We start from the raw sequence: 18,079 nt of genomic DNA, 5'->3' as shown, positions 1-18,079 counted from the left end.
CGCTTTCGCGTCCGGATAACGCCGGTCGTACGATCGGAAGTATCGGCCCAGCTGGGGAGGATGGCTTCACAATGACGTATAGCTATTTACCCGCGCGACCGGACGTCCGGTTCCGTGTGCGCAGCGTCTTCGGTCCCGCGGCCGTGACGCTCGGAATTCTCTTGGCGCTGAACAACTTCTGGGGCGCCCGCGGCGTCCTGTTCGGCATGATCAGGAACGATCAGCATCTGGACCGCTCGTTCGCGATCTTCGCGCTCGCGGGCGCGATCCTGCTCGGTGTCGCCCTCACCTACGGTGCCTTCCTGTTGGCGCTGCGGGACGAGGCCGGGCGCTACACGATTCAGGTCGCGTCCGGCCTGCAGGTGTTGGTCGCCGCGGTGGCGCTGATCTGTTCGCTGGTCGGCTACCGGCCCGAGTACGGCATCGATTGGCTACCGAGTGGCCGGATCGCCTACGACATCTGGTGGGCGGCGTCGAACGGCCTGCCCGGTGAGCTGACCGCGCTGCTGCACAATGCCTGGCTGCCGAGTCTGATCAGCGGCGTCCCGGCGCTGCTCACCTTCCTCGTCACCGGATCCCGCCACACCGAGCGTTGGGTCGCGCGCGGTCGCCCGAGCCGTTCGGTGTTCGCGACGCGAACCTCATGAGCGCAGCGCCCGCAGCAGCTGCTCCTCGGTGATCGGCGGCACCGGGACCGGATGGGCGGCCGCGGCGCGCAGGCCGTCCAGTATGAAGGCCAGGTTCCGCCGCCAGGCATCCGGAGCGATCGCTGCGGTGAATTCGACGACTCGAGTGTGCGACCAGGTGATGAAGGCGATGTCCTCCAGCGCCCAGTCGGCCCGCAGCGCACCGGATTCCTGTGCGCGCGTGACGATTCGGCGCATCAGCCCGTGCCCGTACTCCTGCGCCCTGGCGAATGCCGCGCTGGGTGCGGCGCGCAGGGACAGCTCGTTGAGGATGCGATCGGACGCGTGTAGTTCGCAGATCTTTTCCACGAGGTAGACGAAAGCGTCCCAGGGGTCGTCGATTTCGAGCGCTTCCTCGGCGATGCGGGTGCCCGCCTCGATCCGGTCCTCGACGGCGGCCGCGATCAGGTCCTCGCGGGTGGGGAAGCGGTTGTAGAGGGTGCCGATAGCAACGCCCGCCCGGGCCGCTATCTGCTTGAGCGGCGCGTCCAGCCCGCGCTCGTCGAATACGGCGCGGGCCGCCGCCACCAGCGCGTCGCGGTTGCGCCGGGCGTCGGTGCGTAGCGGCTTGTCCTCGGGCACTCGCCGATCCTACAAATCCGGGACTCGAATTATCTTGAGCCGAGGTTCAACTTAATGCTACCGTCGGCTGGCTAACTTGAACCGATGCTCAACTTAATGAGGTAGTGGTATGACCAAGACCATCGCCATCTTCGGATTCGGTCCCGGACTGGGCATGGGCACCGCGCGGCGCTTCGGCCGCGAGGGGTTCCGTATCGCCGTCATCGGACGCGATCCCGTCAAGGCGAAGGCGCACGTCGAAGACCTTGCGGCGCAAGGAATTACCGCGACGGCCTACACCGCGGACGTGATGGACGAGGCGCAGGTGTTCCGGGTGGTCGACGAAATCACCGGCGCCACCGGGCCGATCGATGTCGCGATGCACGGCGCGGCGGCCGAGATGGCCGACCGGGTGGCCTCGACCCTGGCCGTCGAGCCCGCGGCATTGCGAATCCCGTTGACTATCAAGCTCTATTCGCCGATGTGGATGGTTCGCGCGCTCGCCCCGGCGATGATCGAACGCGGCGACGGGGCATTGCTGTTCTCCTCCGGCCATTCGACCCGTCATGTGCAGCCGTATCTGGGCAATTTCGGTATCGCGCTCGGCGCTCAGCACGCCTACGTCCAGCAGCTGGCGGCCGAACTCCGGGACAGCGGCGTCTACGTCGGGCTACTGAGCATCGGCGCGCTGATCGGCGCCAGCAAGGCCGAACGGCTCATCGAGGAACATCCGGAACTCATCCCGCCGGGCCTGGAGATCGTCCGGATGACGAACGACGAGCTCGGCGAGCGCTACTGGCGTATGTACACCGAGCGCGACCGGGTCGAGGTCGAGGTCGGATTCCCGAGCTGAGTCCGATGGCCGTCGGTGCTCGTCACGGCGAACAATCGGCGAAATGCCGATGACCGCGATCGGAAAATCGCCCGAGCACCGGCGGTCCCGGCCGGACCCCCTGACTCGCCCCGGTCTCGCTGCGGACTTCCGATACGCTGGGCTCCCGTGACCGTCGCATCGTCCCCGGGTAACTCCGCCACTTCCGCCTCGCAGTTCGACCTGATCGTCGTCGGCTCCGGCTTCTTCGGGCTGACCATCGCCGAACGCGCCGCAACCTTGCTCGGCAAGCGGGTGCTAGTGCTCGATCGCCGCCACCACATCGGCGGCAACGCCTACTCGGAGCCGGATCCGGAAACCGGGATCGAGGTGCACAAATACGGTGCGCACCTGTTCCACACCTCGAACGAGCGGGTCTGGGAGTACGTCACCCAGTTCACCGAGTTCACCGGTTACCGGCATCACGTCTACGCGATGCACAAGGGGCAGGCCTACCAGTTCCCGATGGGTCTGGGCCTGCTCTCGCAGTTCTTCGGCCGCTACTTCACCCCGGACGAGGCGCGCAAGCTGATCGCGGAGCAGTCCGGCGAATTCGATACGAAGGATGCGCAGAACCTCGAGGAGAAGGCGATCTCGCTGATCGGCCGCCCGCTGTACGAGGCGTTCATCCGCGACTACACCGCCAAGCAGTGGCAGACCGACCCGAAGGACCTGCCGACGGGCATCATCACCCGGCTGCCGGTGCGCTACACCTTCGACAACCGCTACTTCAACGACACCTACGAGGGCCTGCCCAAACAGGGTTATACGAAGTGGCTGGAGAATATGGCCGCCTCCGAGCTCATCGAGGTGCGGTTGAACACCGACTGGTTCGACGTGCGCGAGGAACTGCGCGCGCAGAGCCCGGACGCCCCCGTGGTCTACACCGGCCCGCTGGACCGCTACTTCGATTACACCGAAGGCGAATTGGGTTGGCGCACCATCGATTTCGAGACCGAAGTGCTGGAAACCGGTGATTTCCAAGGCACCTCGGTGATGAACTACAACGACGCGGACGTGCCTTACACCCGCATCATCGAGCCGCGCCACTTCCACCCCGAGCGCGACTACTACCCGAACGACAAGACCGTGATCATGCGCGAGTTCTCCCGTTTCGCGCAGACCGGCGACGAGCCCTACTACCCGATCAACACGCCGGAGGACCGCGCCAAACTACTCGCCTACCGCGAGCTGGCGAAGCGGGAAACCGCAACGGCGAAGGTGATTTTCGGCGGACGCCTCGGCACCTATCAGTACCTGGACATGCATATGGCCATCGGCAGCGCGCTCAGCATGTTCGACAATGTCCTGCGGCCGCACCTGGAGTCGGGCGCGCCACTTGTCGATGAGGAGGCGTAGATGAGCGACACTTGCGCAGCCTCGCTTATCGAAGCCGACCGGGTGCGGGTGTCCCGCAGAATCACGGAAAGCAACGCATGACCTCCCAATCGATCCTGGAAGAGATGACCACCGAGACCCGCGCCAAATCCCTGCTGCAGCGGATCATTCTGCCCAGACCGGGTGAGCCGCTGGACGTGCGCACCCTCTACCTGGAGGAATCGCCGACCAACGCCCGGCGCGCGCATGCGGCCACCCGCACCTCGCTGTCGATCGGCGCGGAGTCCGAGGTCTCGTTCTGCACCTACTTCAACGCGCTGCCCGCCAGCTATTGGCGGCGCTGGAGCATCCTGACATCGGTGGTGCTGCGGCTGGAACTGGCCGGGCACGGCCGGGTGGACATGTACCGTTCGAAGGCGGACGGGTCCCGAATTCATGTGCAGGGCAAGGAATTCGCGGTCGATTCCGGGCAGGAATCGACAATCGTGGAATTCGAGACCGAGCTGAGCCCGTTCGAGGACGGCGGCTGGATCTGGTTCGACATCACCACCGACACCGCGGTCACCCTGCTGTCGGGCGGCTGGTACGCACCGGTCGAGGCGCCGGGCGATGGCACCATCGCATGCGGTATGCCCACCTTCAACCGCCCCACCGATCTGGTGAAAACCCTTGCGGCACTTGGCTCGGACCCGCTGGTGCTGGATAAGGTGACCGCGGTGATCGTCGCGGACCAGGGCAACCGCAAGGTGGTGGACGAACCGGGGTTCACCGAGGCCGCCGCGGTGCTCGGTGACCGGCTGATCCTGCGCGATCAGCCCAACCTCGGCGGCTCCGGCGGTTACAGCAGGGTGATGTACGAGGCGCTGAAAAACACTGCGGCGCAATACATCGTCTATATGGACGACGATATCGAGATCGAACCGGATTCGATCCTGCGCGCGCTGGCCTTCGCCCGCTTCACCAAATCGCCGATGCTGGTCGGCGGGCAGATGCTCAACCTGCAGGAGCGCTCGCACCTGCACAGCATGGGCGAGGTGGTGGACCGGGGCGTTTTCATGTGGACCTCGGCGCCCAATGTCGAATACGACCACGACTTTTCGAAGTACCCGCTCCGGGATCGGGATAATTCGAAGCTGCTGCACCGCCGCATCGACGTCGACTTCAACGGCTGGTGGACCTGCGTGATCCCGCGGCAGGTGGCCGAGGAGATCGGCCAGCCGCTGCCGCTGTTCCTGAAGTGGGATGACGTCGAATACGGTTTGCGCGCAAGGGATCACGGCTATCCGACGGTCACCCTGCCGGGTGCCGCGGTATGGCATATGGCCTGGAGCGACAAGGACGACGCGATCGACTGGCAGGCCTATTTCCACCTGCGCAACCGCCTGGTGGTCGCCTCGCTCCAACTGCCGGGCAACGGTCGCGGCATGGTCGTCAACACGATCAAGGCGACGCTGAAACATCTGCTCTGCCTGGAGTATTCGACCGTCGCCATCCAGAACCTGGCCATCCGCGACTTCCTCGCCGGGCCGGACCGGCTGTTCGAACTGCTGCCGAGCGCGCTCGGCGCGGTGCACGAACTGCGCAGGCAGTACCCGGATGCGGTGATTCTGCCGTCCTCCACCGAACTGCCGCTGGCCAGCCACATCGGCGTCGGCGCCGTCGGCGAACCGGCCAATCCGCTGGCGAAGATCGTCCGGCTCGGCAAGGGCGTGCTGCACAACTTCCGCCCCGCGCGGCCGGAACATCACGACACCCCGCAGCTCAACGTGCCGACGCTGGACGCGCGCTGGTTCCTGCTCTCGCAGGTGGACGGCGTCACGGTGACCACCGCCGACGGGCGCGGCGTCGTCTACCGCAAGCGCGATCCGCGTCAGGCGCTCGGTCTGTTCAAAGAAGCCATGCGGTTGCGTAAGGAACTGGCCGCCCGCTTCCCCGAAATGCAGGAGCGCTATCGTGCCGCACATCCGCGGCTCACCAGCACCGCGGCCTGGGAACGCGCCTTCGGCATCGACCAGAACGGGAGCAAGTAGTGAACGCGGTCAATCCGAGCCTGCGGGATTTGAGCGAAGGCCGTTCCGATACAACGGATTCCGGTGCGCGCCCGCCGGAGGTGGCGATCATCAACGCGGTGCAGGCCACGATCGGCGCCAAGCCTGCGGTGGTCTCGGCCGCGCGGGGCATGTCGCACTTCGGTGAGCACGCGCTCGGCTGGGTCGGCATCGCGGCGGCGGGTTGGCTGGTCGACAAGCCGCGGCGTAGGCAGTGGGCCGGTGTCGCGGTAGGTGCGGTCGGCGCGCACGCGGCATCGATCGTCATCAAGCGGGTCGTCCGCCGTCCCCGCCCGAACGACCCCTCGGTGCAGGTCAACGTGTCGACGCCGAGCAAGCTCAGCTTCCCGTCCTCGCACGCGACCTCGACAACGGCGGCTGCGGTGCTGCTCGGGCGGCTCACCGGGCTACCCTTGCCTGCGGTGCTCGTTCCGCCCATGCTGCTTTCGCGCGTGGTGCTCGGCGTGCACTACCCCTCCGACGTGCTCGCCGGGTCCGCGCTCGGCGCCGCGTCGGCCGCTGTCGTGCTAGCCGCCGAAAAGAGATTCGATAGTGACCGCACAGGAAAGAGCCGGGGTTGAGATGAGTGAAGAGCCGACCGGCGCCGACCTAGACGAGGCCGTGGTCAAGGGTCCGCCGAAGACGTTGGCGGGCGGGCTGATCAAGGCCGTCCGTCCCCGGCAGTGGGTCAAGAACGTCTTGGTGCTGGCCGCTCCGATGGCGGCGGGTCAGAAGGTACTCACCGACGGCCACGTACTCGGGAACATCGGCATCGCATTCGTGGTGTTCTGCCTTGCCGCGTCGGGCATCTACCTGATCAACGACGCACTGGACGTGGAGGCGGACCGGGCGCATCCGACCAAGCGCTATCGGCCGATCGCCGCGGGCGTCGTCCCGGTGAATTTGGCCTACATGCTGGCCATCGCGCTGTTGGCGGTCTCGATCGCGGGATCGTTCGTGGCGGATTGGCGGCTGGCTGTCGTGATGACGATCTACATCGCGGTCCAGCTGGGCTACTGCTTCGGGCTCAAGCACCAGGCGGTGCTGGACATCTGCATCGTGTCGTCGGGCTTCCTGCTGCGTGCGGTCGCCGGTGGCGCCGCCGCGAATATCCCGCTGTCCCAGTGGTTCCTGCTGGTCATGGCGTTCGGGTCGCTGTTCATGGCGGCGGGCAAGCGCTATGCCGAACTGCAGATCGCGCTGGCCACCGGTGCCAAGATCCGTAAATCGCTGGAGTACTACACGCCGACCTACCTGCGGTTCATCTGGACCCTGGCGGCGACCACCGTAGTGGTGTTCTACGGTCTGTGGGCATTCCAGCAGGGTAATCAGAAGGACACCGAGTGGTACGCCATCTCGATGATTCCGTTTACTATCGCAGTCCTGCGTTACGCGGTCGACGTCGACGGTGGCGAGGCCGGTGAACCCGAAGAGATCGCGCTGGGGGACCGTGTCCTCCAGTTCCTCGCAATCGCTTGGATTGGAGCGGTAGGTGTCGCTGTCTATCTCACCTGACGAGATGTTGGTGGCGGGAGTGGAGCAGGGCGAATACGAATCCGAGCAGCCGGCCGCAGCGCCGGCTCGTTCGGCGCGCGCCGCCTTCCTATCCCGCACCACATTCGTCGGTGGGATAACGCTCACCGTTGTGCTCTTCGCGGTCGGTGCGTGGAATCGGCGGTGGATCGCCGACGACGGGCTGATCGTGCTGCGCACCGTGCGAAACCTCTTGGCGGGCAACGGTCCCGTCTTCAACGAGGGCGAGCGCGTGGAAACCAACACCAGCGCGGCCTGGACCTATGTGGTCTGGTTCTTCAGCTGGATCACCCAGGCGCGGCTCGAGTACGTGGTGCTCGGCGTGACGCTGGCGGTTTCGCTGGCCGCGATCGTCTTCGCCATGCTCGGCACCGCCCGGCTCTGGGGCGGCGCCACCTCGGCGTTCATGCTGCCCGCGGGCGTGCTCGTCTACATCGCGCTGCCGCCCGCCCGCGACTACGCCACCTCCGGGCTGGAGAGCGGCCTGGTCATTTTCTGGATCGCGGTGCTGTGGCTGCTGCTGATCCGCTGGGCGCAGGCCGATCGGGTGCGCCTGCCCGGACTGCTCGGGCTGGTGTTCTGGGCCGGGCTGGCCCCGCTGGTCCGCCCGGAGATGACGCTGTTCGCCGCGCCCGCGCTGCTGATGATCTTCTGCGCGCCCGTCCCGCAGACCCGGTTCCGGCCGATCGTGGTGCGCGGCTTCATCATTGCCGCCGCCGGGCTGCTGCCGCTGGGCTATCAGATCTGGCGGATGGGCTACTACGGTCTGCCCTATCCGAACACCGCGGTCGCCAAGGACGCGGCCGGCAGCAAATGGGGCCAGGGCTTCAAATATCTGTGGGATCTGGTGGGTCCCTACTACCTCTGGGTGCCGCTGCTGGTGCTGTTGATCGTCGGCGTGCTCATGGGCCGCTCGGCCATCGCGGGTAAGCGGCGGGAGCGGCGGGAATGGACCGTGCGCCGGGTGCGCGAATGGTTCCGTTCGCCGAGCGCGGTGGTGACGCTGGTGCTCGGCAGCGCGCTCATCCTCACCGTTTACGCGCTGCGCGTCGGCGGCGACTTCATGCACGGCCGCATGCTGCTGGCCCAGCTGTTCCTGTTCCTGCTGCCGGTCGCCGTCGTGCCGGTCCGGATGCCCGATTTCCGCAAGCGGCGGCTGTCGGCGGGCGACTGGTCGTTCGCGCTGGTGCTGTTCGCGCTGATCGGCACCGCGGGGTGGGCGCTTTTCGCGGCCAACACCACCGCTATCAAAGCGGGCACCAAGATCACCTCGACCGGCATCGTCGACGAACGCATCTACTACGTGCTCAACACCGGCCACGATCACCCCATCCTGGCCGAGGACTACCTCGACTACCCGCGCATGCGGGCGATGGTCAACGTCATCCGCGATACGCCGAACGGCGGCCTGCTGCTGGCCTCGCCGTCCTTCATGGACTGGTACACCGCCCCGCCGCCGCTGCCGATCCCGCAGGGCGGCGACGAGCATACGGTCTTTTTCCTGAACCTCGGCATGACCAGCATGAACGTCCCGCTGAACGTGCGCGTCATCGATCAGATGGGCCTGGCCTACCCGTTGGCCGCACACAGCGACCGGCTCACCGACGGGCGCATCGGGCACGACAAGAACCTCTACCCGGACTGGGTCGTCGTCGACACCGGCATGGTCGACCGGCATCCGTGGATGCCCTGGTATCTGGACGAGAAGTGGGTGACTCAGGCCCGGGTGGCCATGTCCTGCCCGGACACCCAGGCGCTGCTGCTCTCCTCGCGCGGCCCGCTGACCTTCGAACGCTTCCGGCACAACCTCAAGAACGCGCTGCGCTTCGCCAAGTACCGCATCGATCGCGTACCGAAGTATGAGATCCAGCGTTGCGACTTGGTGGATCCCTATCCGACACCGCACCATTGAGTCCGGCTGCACGCGTGGTTACTTCGACTGCAATGCGGCCGTCGTGCCGGAAACGTCCGGCATGGTAGGAGCGATAGGCCTACTGGGCACGCCCATGCGGGTGTGCCCACCGTTTGCACTGTTGATTACCCACAAAGTGGCGTGCACCGCTTTATATCGGTTTGATAACGCTGAGATAACCGGGGCACGCTAGGCTGCCCCTGATACGCCCGCCGTCGGCCTACGTTGCGGTATGCCGTCGGCGGTCAACGTAAACGCGGCCCCGCGGGCCGCACGAATGAAAGGCCGAAACCTGATGCGAGGCGTGTTCGGGCGTCTGAGGACTCGAAGAGCCGGTTCCTGGCTCAAGCGGTCGGCGCTGGTGTCGCTGGCCATCGTGCTACCGCTCGGCGCTTCGCTGACCGCACCCGCCGTTACGGCGTCGGCGGCGTTCAACCCGGCGGGCATGGACTTCTGGGTCGATTCGAGCATGGGGCCGATCAAGTCGCGGATCTTCCGCGCCGCCGACGGCAACACCAGTCGCGTCGTCTACGCGCTCGACGGTATGCGGGCGCGCGGCGATCTGAACGGCTGGGAAATCGAAACCAACGTCGCCGACGCGCTCGCCAAGGCGAATATCAACGTGGTGATGCCGGTCGGCGGGCCGTCCAGCTTCTACGCGGACTGGAACGCGCCGAGCAACTTCTTCGGCATCAACACCGGTTCGGCGGGCTCATCGGGTTCGGCGTCCGGCTCGTCGATGACCGGATCCAGCAACTTCCAGGAGGTGCTCGGTAAGACCAGCACCTACAAGTGGGAGACCTTCCTCACCTCCGAACTGCGCAACGCGCTGCGCGACCGGCTCGGTTTCAGCCCGAACCGCAACGGTGTTTTCGGCCTGTCCATGGGCGGTAGCGCCGCGCTGACGCTGGCCGCCTACCACCCGGACCAGTTCAGCTTCGCCGGATCCTTCTCCGGCTACCTGAACATCTCCGCGCCCGGTATGCGTGAGGCGATGCGCGTCGCCATGATCAGCGCCGGTGGCTACAACATCGACGCGATGGCGCCGCCGTGGGGTCCGCAGTGGTTGCGGATGGACCCGTTCGTCTTCGCGCCGCGCCTGAAGGCCAACAACACCCGGCTGTGGGTGGCCGCGGGTAGCGGTATCCCGAGCGCGGGCGATGTGTCCTCCCCGATGGACGTCATCCAGGGCACGCCGCTGGAGGCGCTCGCGCTGGCCAACACCCGGGCCTTCCAGGTCCGGATGATCACGCTGGGCGCCGACAATGTCACCTACGACTTCCCGGCCGTCGGCGTGCACAACTGGCGCAACTGGGAGGACGAGGTCTACCGGATGATTCCGGACCTGTCCGCCAATATCGGCTGAGTATCCACTCGCGAAAAAGCCGCCCGATTTGGGCGGCTTTTTCCGTTTTCGGCCACTGTGAATATCGCGAATCGGCTACCGCCTCGGCAACGAATCCGCGTCGAGCGCCGGGTTTAGTTGTGGCATGGATCACTTTCCAGCAACATGTAAGCATTCTCCGTCGATTGATACTTGGAGAACATGCATACAGGTCGGAATGCCCTAGGAAATATGGGCTGTGACTGATGGTGCGCGATGAGGTGGTAGGTCAGCTAGCTCAATATTTGCTGATCGCCGCTCGAACGAAAGGTCGAGTCGAATGCGAGATAGGCGCTGGAAACGTAGGCCCGGTACTTCGGCAGCGTCCGGATCATGGGCGCGGCGGATGGTCATCGGATTGGTCACCGCGCTACTACTGCCGCTCGGGATCACGCTGATCGGCGGCGCAACCGCATCGGCGGCCTTCAACCCCGGTGCATTCGACTTCTGGGTCGATTCGCCGATGGGCCCGATCAAATCGCGCATCATCCGCGCCAGGGACGGCAACACCGATCGGGTGGTCTACGTGCTCGACGGTATGCGCGCCCGTGAGGATCTGAACGGGTGGGAGATCGAAACCAACGTCCCGCAGACGCTCGCCGACTGGAATATGAACGTCGTCATGCCGGTGGGCGGCCAGTCCAGCTTCTATGCCGACTGGAATGCGCCGAGCAACTTCTTCGGCATTCCGCCGGGCACCGGTTCGAGTTCGGGTTCCGGCGGACTGAACATCCTCGCGGCCGGTCCGGGCAAGAGCTACCGGTATCAGTGGGAGACCTTCCTCGAGAACGATCTGCGTCCGGCCCTGCGCGACCGGCTCGGGTTCAACCCGAACCGCAACGGTGTATTCGGCCTGTCCATGGGCGGTAGCGCCGCGCTGACCCTGGCCGCCTACCACCCCGATCACTACAGCTACGCCGGCGCCTTCTCCGGTTATCTGAATATTTCCGCACCGGGTATGCGCGAGGCGATCCGGACCGCGATGATCGACGCGGGCGGTTACAACGTCGACTCGATGGCACCGCCGTGGGGCCCGCAGTGGCTGCGCATGGACCCGTTCGTCTTCGCGCCGACGCTGATCAATAACGGCACCAGGATGTGGGTTGCCGCGGGTAACGGCCTGCCGCGGCAGGACGACCTGAACATTCCGCTCGATCAGGTGCTCGATCGCATCTTCAAGGGCGGTCCGCTGGAGCAGATGGCGCTGTGGAATACGGTCGCCTTCAAGCTGCGGATGGATTCGCTCGGGGCGCGCAATATCACCTACTCGTTCCCGCCGGCCGGTCTGCACGCCTGGACCAACTGGCAGGACGAGGCGTATCAGATGATTCCGGATATGTCGGCCAATATCGGCTGACCCGACCGGTCAAGGCCGCCCGGCACCGATCGAGGTGCCGGGCGGTTCGTCGTTTACGCCCGTATTGGCTGATCGGTCGCTGACTGTTCCGAGAGTTGGCCGCGGAAACCGGCATTCGGATAATTGCGGCCGCACCTCGGCAAATGCGGTGACTTGATCACGATCCGGTATCGGCATGCGTTTCCGCTGGGTCGACTCCGAATAACGACCTATAGAAAGCGGTAGCGCGGCGAATGCGCGGCGGTTGCGGTCAACGGTGATCGAACGGGCGAAAGGTCGAGTCGATGCGGTCTGACGTGGTGCGCGGAGCGATTGCTGAAGGCCGGTTGCGTGGTCGCCGCCGATTGCGGCGCACGGTCGCCACCGTGATGCTCGCGCTTGCCGTGCCCTTCGGAATCGGCGGGTTGGCCGCACCGGCGACGGCGAGTTTCAATCCGGCGGGCTTCGATTTCTGGGTCGATTCGAGCATGGGCCCGATCAAGAGCCGCATCTTCCGCGCCGCGGACGGCAACACCCGCCGCGTCGTCTACGCACTGGACGGACTGCGCGCCAGAAACGACCTGAGCGGCTGGGAGATCGACACCGAAATCTCCAGGGTGCTGCCGCAATGGAACATCAATGTGGTGATGCCGGTCGGCGGCCAGTCCAGCTTCTATTCCGACTGGATCGCGCCGAGCAACACCAACGGCCAGACCACCACCTACAAGTGGGAAACCTTCATCACCGAGAATCTGCGCGACGCGCTGCGCGACCGGCTCGGTTTCAGCCCGGTGGGCAACGCGGTGTTCGGCCTGTCCATGGGCGGTAGCGCCGCGCTCGCCCTCGCGGCCTACCACCCGGACCAATTCCGTTACGCGGGTTCGTATTCGGGGTACCTCAACATTTCCGCCCCCGGTATGCGCGAGGGTCTGCGGCTCGCGCTGCTGGATGCGGGCGGATTCAACATCGACGCCATGTGGGGTCCGCCGTGGGATCCCAAGTGGCTGCGCAACGATCCGTTCATGTTCGCACCGCTGTTGCGGCGCAACGGTACTCGGCTGTGGATCTCCACCGGCAACGGTATGAACGGGCCGAAGGACGTGATCAACGCGCCGATCGATGCCTTCCACCTCGGCAACGCCATGGCGCTGGAGACGATCGCGCTGGCCAATACCCGTGCCTTCCAAGCCAGGATGGACGGCCTCGGCCCGAATAACGCGGTGTTCGACTACACGCCGGTCGGCGTGCACAGCTGGCATTACTGGCAGGACGAGGTATTCAAGATGCTTCCGGATATGAGCGCGAATCTGGGTTGACCCAAATCTTGCGGCGCCGCATGAATTTTCGGTGTTCCGAGAAGACATCACCTGCCGGACGCGATAGGGTCACCGCACCATCACAGCTTGCCCACGGGCGGATTTCGGCCATCGGGTTGCCTCGGCCTTGCTAAGGCATCGGTGACCGAATATCGTCCAGCGAGCGCAAGTGTGACCAGATCGATGTAGCGCCGTTGGATGTGCCGGAAGGTCGGGATCCGGTAAGTCCATGACGTGCGTCTCGTTGGCAGCACGGGTGTTGTCGCGTCCGCAGGGGCCCGCGGCCACACCACAACAGCAGAAAGAGAGCAGGATTCATGCGTTTCGGCAGGGCCGCCGCGCCGGAGAAGGATAGGTCGGGACGGCGAGGCGCACCTCGCGGTTTGCGTAATCGAATTCTTGCTGTCGGCGCGGCCGCGCTGGCACTACCCATCGCCGCCGGCGCCGCGGCCCCGACCATGGCCACCGCGGCGCCCGCCGCCGTCGCCGGTCCGGCGCTGCGCGTACCGTCCGGCGGCGCCGAGGATCTGATGGTTCCGTCGTCGATGGGCCCGATCAAGGTGCAGGTCCAGTGGGCGGCCCGCGGCGGTAACGCGGCGCTGTACCTGCTCGACGGCCTGCGCGCCCGCGACGATCGCAACGCCTGGTCGTTCGAGACCAGCGCGCCGCAGATGTTCGCCAACGACAACATCAGCCTGATCATGCCGGTCGGCGGCCAGTCCAGCTTCTACACCGACTGGTACGCGCCGAGTAACACCAACGGCCAGAAGACCACCTACAAGTGGGAAACCTTCCTCACCAAGGAACTTCCCGCCTTCCTCGCGAATTACGGTGTCTCGCCGAACAACAACGCGGTGATCGGCCTGTCCATGGGTGGTAGCGCCGCGCTCGCGCTGGCCGCCTACCACCGCGAGCAGTTCAAGTACGCCGGTTCCTACTCGGGTTACCTGAACCTGTCCGCACCGGGTATGCGCGAGGCGATCCGCCTGGCGATGCTGGACGCGGGACGCTTCAACGTCGACGCGATGGCCGCGCCGTGGAGCCCGCAGTGGCTGCGGATGGACCCGTTCGTCTTCGCGCCGCAGCTGCGCGGCCTGCCGATGCACATCTCGGCGGCCAACGGCATTCCCGGCCAGTTCGACCACCCGGATTCGGCCATCGGCGTGTTCAACACCGCCAACGGTATGGCGCTCGAGGCGCTGTCGCTGGTGAACACCCGCGCGTTCCAGGCCCGCCTCGGCGCGCTCGGCATCCCGGCCGAGTTCGACTTCCCGGCGGCCGGTACCCACTCCTGGAAGTACTGGGAAGACCAGTTGGCCAAGTCCCGCAAGGGAATTCTGGACGCCACCAACGCTTGGTGATTTCGTGAAACTTGAAGCGGCGGCTTGTCCCGCCTCTCCGCGACTTTTCGCCGGTCGTGAGAGCCGCTCGGCCCGGTTAACGGGCCGGCGGCAGGCGAAGTAGTCGCTTTTTGGGCGTACCCGACGAGTTACCCATGTGCTCGCGAAATCAGTTGTCGCGGTGGGTAGCTCGTCGATGCGTTTGAACTGGCTGGTCTATTCCCGTGTGTCTTACCGGGAACTGGCCGGTTACGGGGGTAGAAAGCTCTTGTGGCTGGGATCGCGTGCGGTAGATGGGGGAGAATCGGACGACGGGCCGGAGCGGCGCGTATCCGGTTGACGTTGCTTGCCACGGCCATGGTGCTACCCCTGGCGGCGGGCCTATCCACCGCCGCCCAACCCGCGAGCGCACAACCGGCGGCGGCCGCCCAGGGCGCCACGGTGCAGAAGGTGGTGTGGCTCAACGACCGCCGCGTCGCGCTGTGGGTGAACTCGCCGTCGATGGGCAGCCCGATCCAGGTGCAGCTGCTGCTCGCACGCGACTGGAATACCCGCCCCGACGCCAAATTCCCGGTGCTGTACCTGCTGGACGGCCTACGCGCGACCGATGACGAGAGCGGCTGGACCAAGGATGCGGGCGCGGTCGACTTCTTCGCCGATAAGAACGTCACCGTCGTGCTGCCGATCGGCGGTCAGTCCAGCTTCTACTCCGACTGGCTACAGCCGAACAACGGCAAGAACTACAAGTGGGAAACCTTCCTGATGAAGGAGCTGCCGCCGCTGTTGGAGGGGCAGTGGCGGGCCACGGATGTGCGTGGCATGGAGGGGCTTTCGATGGGCGGCACGGCCGCCATGTTCCTGGCCGCGCGCAATCCCGGCTTCGCCAAATACGCGGCCTCCTATTCCGGCTTCCTGACCACGACCACGCTCGGCATGCCGCAAGCCATTCAGTACGCGATGCGCGATGCGGGCGGCTTCGATGCGAATGCCATGTGGGGGCCGCCGAACGGCCCGGAGTGGGCGGGCCACGACCCGTACGCGCTGGCCGACAAGCTCAAGGGCGTGAGCCTGTACATCTCCAGCGGCAGCGGCGCCACCGGGCCGTTCGATCAGGCGTCGGCGATTCCCGGGGTCAGCACCAACTTCGCCGGGATGGGTTTGGAGATCCTGTCGCGGCTCACCTCGCAGAACTTCGTCACCAAACTGGCCAAGCTGTCGATTCCGGCGCAGGTGAATTACCGTCCATCCGGCACCCATTCGTGGCCGTACTGGGATTTCGAGATGCGGCAGTCGTGGACGCAGGCGGCGTCGGCGCTCGGCGTCGACGCGGGTAAACCCGGCTGCGCGGTGGGCGGCGCGATCGGCGCCGTTGTCGCGGGCAACAACTGGCTCGGCGACTGTCTGACCCCCGAATATCAGGTGAACGGCGGTGTGGCGCAGGACTTCCGGGGTGGGCGGGTGTTTTTCACGCCCGGCACGGGTGCGCACGCGGTCGGCGGGATGATCGGCGGCGGTTACCAGGTGGCGGCCGCGGTGCTCGGTTTGCCGACCGGTGACGAGCGTCCGCTGCCGGATGGGCGCGGCCGCTTCCAGACCTTCCAGAACGGCTCGTTGTATTGGACGCCGCAGACGGGCGCGCAGGTGGTGCGCGGCTCGATCCTCGACGAGTGGGGCAAGCAGGGCTACGAACGCGGTCCGGCCGGCTATCCGACCGGCCCGGAAATGAAGACGCCGAATAAGGACGGCGCGGTGCAGGGCTTCGAGAACGGCCCGTTCTACTACAGCCAGAAGACGGGCGCGCATCGCGTGCAGGGCCTGATCCTCGGCAAATACGCGCAGTTGGGTTATGAGAACAGCTGGCTCGGCTTCCCGGCGGCGGAGGAGCAGCCGATCAAGGATCTCGGCAGATACTCCCGCTTCGAGGGCGGCAATATCTACTGGAGTCCGCTGTCGGGCGCGTGGGCGGTGCGCTCGGGTCCGGTCATGGACACCTGGAAGGACACCGGGTTCGAGAACGGTCGACTCGGATATCCGATCAGCGACGAATTCCCGATTCCGGGCGGTGTGCAGCAGAACTTCCAGGGCGGATTCATCACCGTGAAGGACGGAAAGCCCGAAGTCCATTAGAAGACACCCATGGTCTTCTCAGAGGTTGCCGCTAGCCTGGACGGCGACCTCCCCCCGTTTGCACAGATCGAGGACAGAGAAATTCATGGATCGGACCCGTGGAAAGCTTGTCGGCGTCGTGCTTGCCGTCGCCGCAACCGGCCTACTCGCCGCGTGCGGTGGCAATGACTCGACCGCGTCGAAGACACCGACCCTGAGCAAAACCACGACGTCGGCGCAGAGTTCGGCGGCGGCGGCGCCGAGCAGCGCCGCAGGCGACACCGGCAATCCCGCACCGGCGCCGCAGGCCGCGCCGCAGACCACCGTCGCGCCCGAGCGCCCGCAGCCGGTGCCGACCGGCGCGGTTCCGCCCGCCGACACTTCGAAGCTCACCGACAAGGACAAGAAGTTCCTGGACGCGCTGAAGAATCAGGGCATCACCGTCTCCAGCCCGGATATCGCGTTGAGCGTCGCGAACTACGTTTGCCAGAGCACGCAGTCCGGTGCGAAGCAGGAGGACATCGTGCCGTTCGTGAACGCGATGGCCGGCTCCGATCCGTCCTTCGATCCGGCCAAGATGCCGGTGGAGAAGGCGGGACAGATCTATATCGACGCCGCTAAGCAGACGTACTGCCAGTGAATTCTCGACGTGGTTACCGACCCCGCCGGTCGCGACCGGCGGGGTGCCTGCTGACCCTCGCGAAGATCGCCGCGGTGATCGCGATCATCATCGTCATCGCGATCATCATCTGGTACATCGCGGCGGGCCGGTACCGGCCGCCGGTCGGACCGACGCCGCCGCCGAAGCGGCCGGATACGCAGTCGGCGAGTTGTCCTGACGTGCAATTGCTTTCGATTCCCGGCACCTGGGAGTCGAACAGCAACGACGATCCGCTCAATCCGACCGCGAATCCGAACTCGTTGATGCTCAACATCTCCCGGCCGGTTCAGCAGGAGTTCCCGAAGGAACGACTCCAGGTGTACACCGTGCCGTACGTCGCGCAGTTCTCCAATCCGGTCGCGCTCCCGCCGGACGGTCAGGCCTCCTACAACGTGAGCCGGTCCGAGGGTGCGCAGCGCGCGGTGGACGCGCTGACGGACATGAACAAGAAATGCCCGCTCACCACCTATGTGATTGCCGGATTCTCGCAGGGCGCGGTCATCGCGGGCGATATCGCCGCATCGATCGGGGCGAACAAGGGCCCGGTGCCGCAGGACCTGGTGCTCGGCGTCATGCTGATCGCCGACGGCCGCCGCACCGGCGAGAACGGGCCGGGGCAGGCCAAGCAGATCGGTTCGCCGATTCCGCAGGGCGTCGGCGCCGAGGTGGCGCTGCGCGGTCTGGACCTGATGGGCATCACCATGACCGGTCCGCGCGACGGCGGTTTCGGCAAACTGGCCGACCGCACCTACACCATTTGCGCCCCAGGCGATTTGATCTGTGACGCACCCCGGCAGGCCCTCAACCCGTTCAATATGATTCCCAGCCTGCTGACGCTGGTGCGGGCCGCGGGCAACCCGGTGCACAGCCTCTACAACAGTTATGTCGTCGACGGCGACGGCACCACCGCGACCCAATGGACGACCAACTGGGCGGAGGGGCTGGTCCAGAACGCCCCGCACCCGAAGCATTCCTGAGCTCGCCCGG

General features: G+C 65.8%; 15 protein-coding genes. 14 read left to right on the top strand and 1 reads right to left on the bottom strand.

Going from position 1 to position 18,079, the window contains the following annotated elements; all coding sequences use genetic code 11:
• The first annotated feature begins 71 nt into the window (after positions 1 to 71).
• Positions 72 to 647 (top strand): hypothetical protein, encoded by a 576-nt coding sequence (locus LGY53_RS40535; protein ID WP_225731970.1) that lies wholly within the window; start codon positions 72 to 74, stop codon positions 645 to 647.
• Here LGY53_RS40535 and LGY53_RS40530 read toward each other — a convergent pair.
• Positions 642 to 1,268, bottom strand: coding sequence for a TetR/AcrR family transcriptional regulator (locus LGY53_RS40530; RefSeq protein WP_225731969.1), 627 nt, complete (start codon positions 1,266 to 1,268; stop codon positions 642 to 644). The genes LGY53_RS40535 and LGY53_RS40530 overlap by 6 nt on opposite strands.
• 109 nt (positions 1,269 to 1,377) lie before the next feature.
• Between LGY53_RS40530 and LGY53_RS40525 the strand changes: the two genes are divergently transcribed.
• The 13 genes from LGY53_RS40525 (at position 1,378) to LGY53_RS40465 (ending at position 18,069) form a co-directional block, all read left to right on the top strand.
• Positions 1,378 to 2,100, top strand: coding sequence for an SDR family oxidoreductase (locus tag LGY53_RS40525; RefSeq protein WP_225731968.1), 723 nt, complete (start codon positions 1,378 to 1,380; stop codon positions 2,098 to 2,100).
• A 147-nt stretch (positions 2,101 to 2,247) separates the two neighbouring features.
• Positions 2,248 to 3,477: a UDP-galactopyranose mutase gene (gene glf, locus LGY53_RS40520; protein WP_225731967.1), complete on the top strand. Its 1,230-nt coding sequence runs from the start codon at positions 2,248 to 2,250 to the stop codon at positions 3,475 to 3,477.
• A 77-nt stretch (positions 3,478 to 3,554) separates the two neighbouring features.
• Complete coding sequence (locus LGY53_RS40515) at positions 3,555 to 5,486, top strand: glycosyltransferase (RefSeq protein WP_225731966.1); 1,932 nt, start codon at positions 3,555 to 3,557, stop codon at positions 5,484 to 5,486.
• An 80-nt stretch (positions 5,487 to 5,566) separates the two neighbouring features.
• A complete protein-coding gene (locus LGY53_RS40510; RefSeq protein WP_374111316.1) occupies positions 5,567 to 6,085 on the top strand; it encodes a phosphatase PAP2 family protein in 519 nt (172 codons plus the stop codon).
• A 1-nt stretch (position 6,086) separates the two neighbouring features.
• A complete protein-coding gene (locus LGY53_RS40505; protein ID WP_225731965.1) occupies positions 6,087 to 7,019 on the top strand; it encodes a decaprenyl-phosphate phosphoribosyltransferase in 933 nt (310 codons plus the stop codon).
• 4 nt (positions 7,020 to 7,023) lie between these two features.
• Positions 7,024 to 8,949: a flagellar motor control protein ZomB gene (gene zomB / locus LGY53_RS40500; protein WP_225731996.1), complete on the top strand. Its 1,926-nt coding sequence runs from the start codon at positions 7,024 to 7,026 to the stop codon at positions 8,947 to 8,949.
• A gap of 295 nt (positions 8,950 to 9,244) precedes the next feature.
• Complete coding sequence (locus LGY53_RS40495; RefSeq protein WP_225731964.1) at positions 9,245 to 10,315, top strand: alpha/beta hydrolase family protein; 1,071 nt, start codon at positions 9,245 to 9,247, stop codon at positions 10,313 to 10,315.
• A gap of 298 nt (positions 10,316 to 10,613) precedes the next feature.
• On the top strand, positions 10,614 to 11,690 hold the full coding sequence (locus LGY53_RS40490; RefSeq protein ID WP_374111313.1) for an alpha/beta hydrolase: 1,077 nt from the start codon (positions 10,614 to 10,616) through the stop codon (positions 11,688 to 11,690).
• A gap of 368 nt (positions 11,691 to 12,058) precedes the next feature.
• Positions 12,059 to 12,985: an alpha/beta hydrolase family protein gene (locus tag LGY53_RS40485; RefSeq protein ID WP_225731995.1), complete on the top strand. Its 927-nt coding sequence runs from the start codon at positions 12,059 to 12,061 to the stop codon at positions 12,983 to 12,985.
• A gap of 317 nt (positions 12,986 to 13,302) precedes the next feature.
• Positions 13,303 to 14,346 (top strand): alpha/beta hydrolase family protein, encoded by a 1,044-nt coding sequence (locus LGY53_RS40480; RefSeq protein ID WP_225731962.1) that lies wholly within the window; start codon positions 13,303 to 13,305, stop codon positions 14,344 to 14,346.
• Positions 14,347 to 14,682: 336 nt separating this feature from the next.
• Positions 14,683 to 16,452 (top strand): alpha/beta hydrolase-fold protein, encoded by a 1,770-nt coding sequence (locus LGY53_RS40475; protein WP_225731994.1) that lies wholly within the window; start codon positions 14,683 to 14,685, stop codon positions 16,450 to 16,452.
• A gap of 85 nt (positions 16,453 to 16,537) precedes the next feature.
• Positions 16,538 to 17,071, top strand: a complete 534-nt coding sequence (locus LGY53_RS40470) for a DUF732 domain-containing protein (protein WP_225731961.1) — start codon at positions 16,538 to 16,540, stop codon at positions 17,069 to 17,071.
• Positions 17,068 to 18,069: a cutinase family protein gene (locus LGY53_RS40465; protein ID WP_374111312.1), complete on the top strand. Its 1,002-nt coding sequence runs from the start codon at positions 17,068 to 17,070 to the stop codon at positions 18,067 to 18,069. Before LGY53_RS40470 ends, LGY53_RS40465 begins: the two co-directional genes overlap by 4 nt.
• The last annotated feature ends 10 nt before the right edge of the window (positions 18,070 to 18,079 follow it).

This window comes from Nocardia sp. JCM 34519.1, from assembly GCF_020361265.1.
Classification (GTDB): Bacteria; Actinomycetota; Actinomycetes; order Mycobacteriales; family Mycobacteriaceae; genus Nocardia; species Nocardia arthritidis_A.
This window is presented reverse-complemented; position numbering and strand designations above follow the sequence as displayed.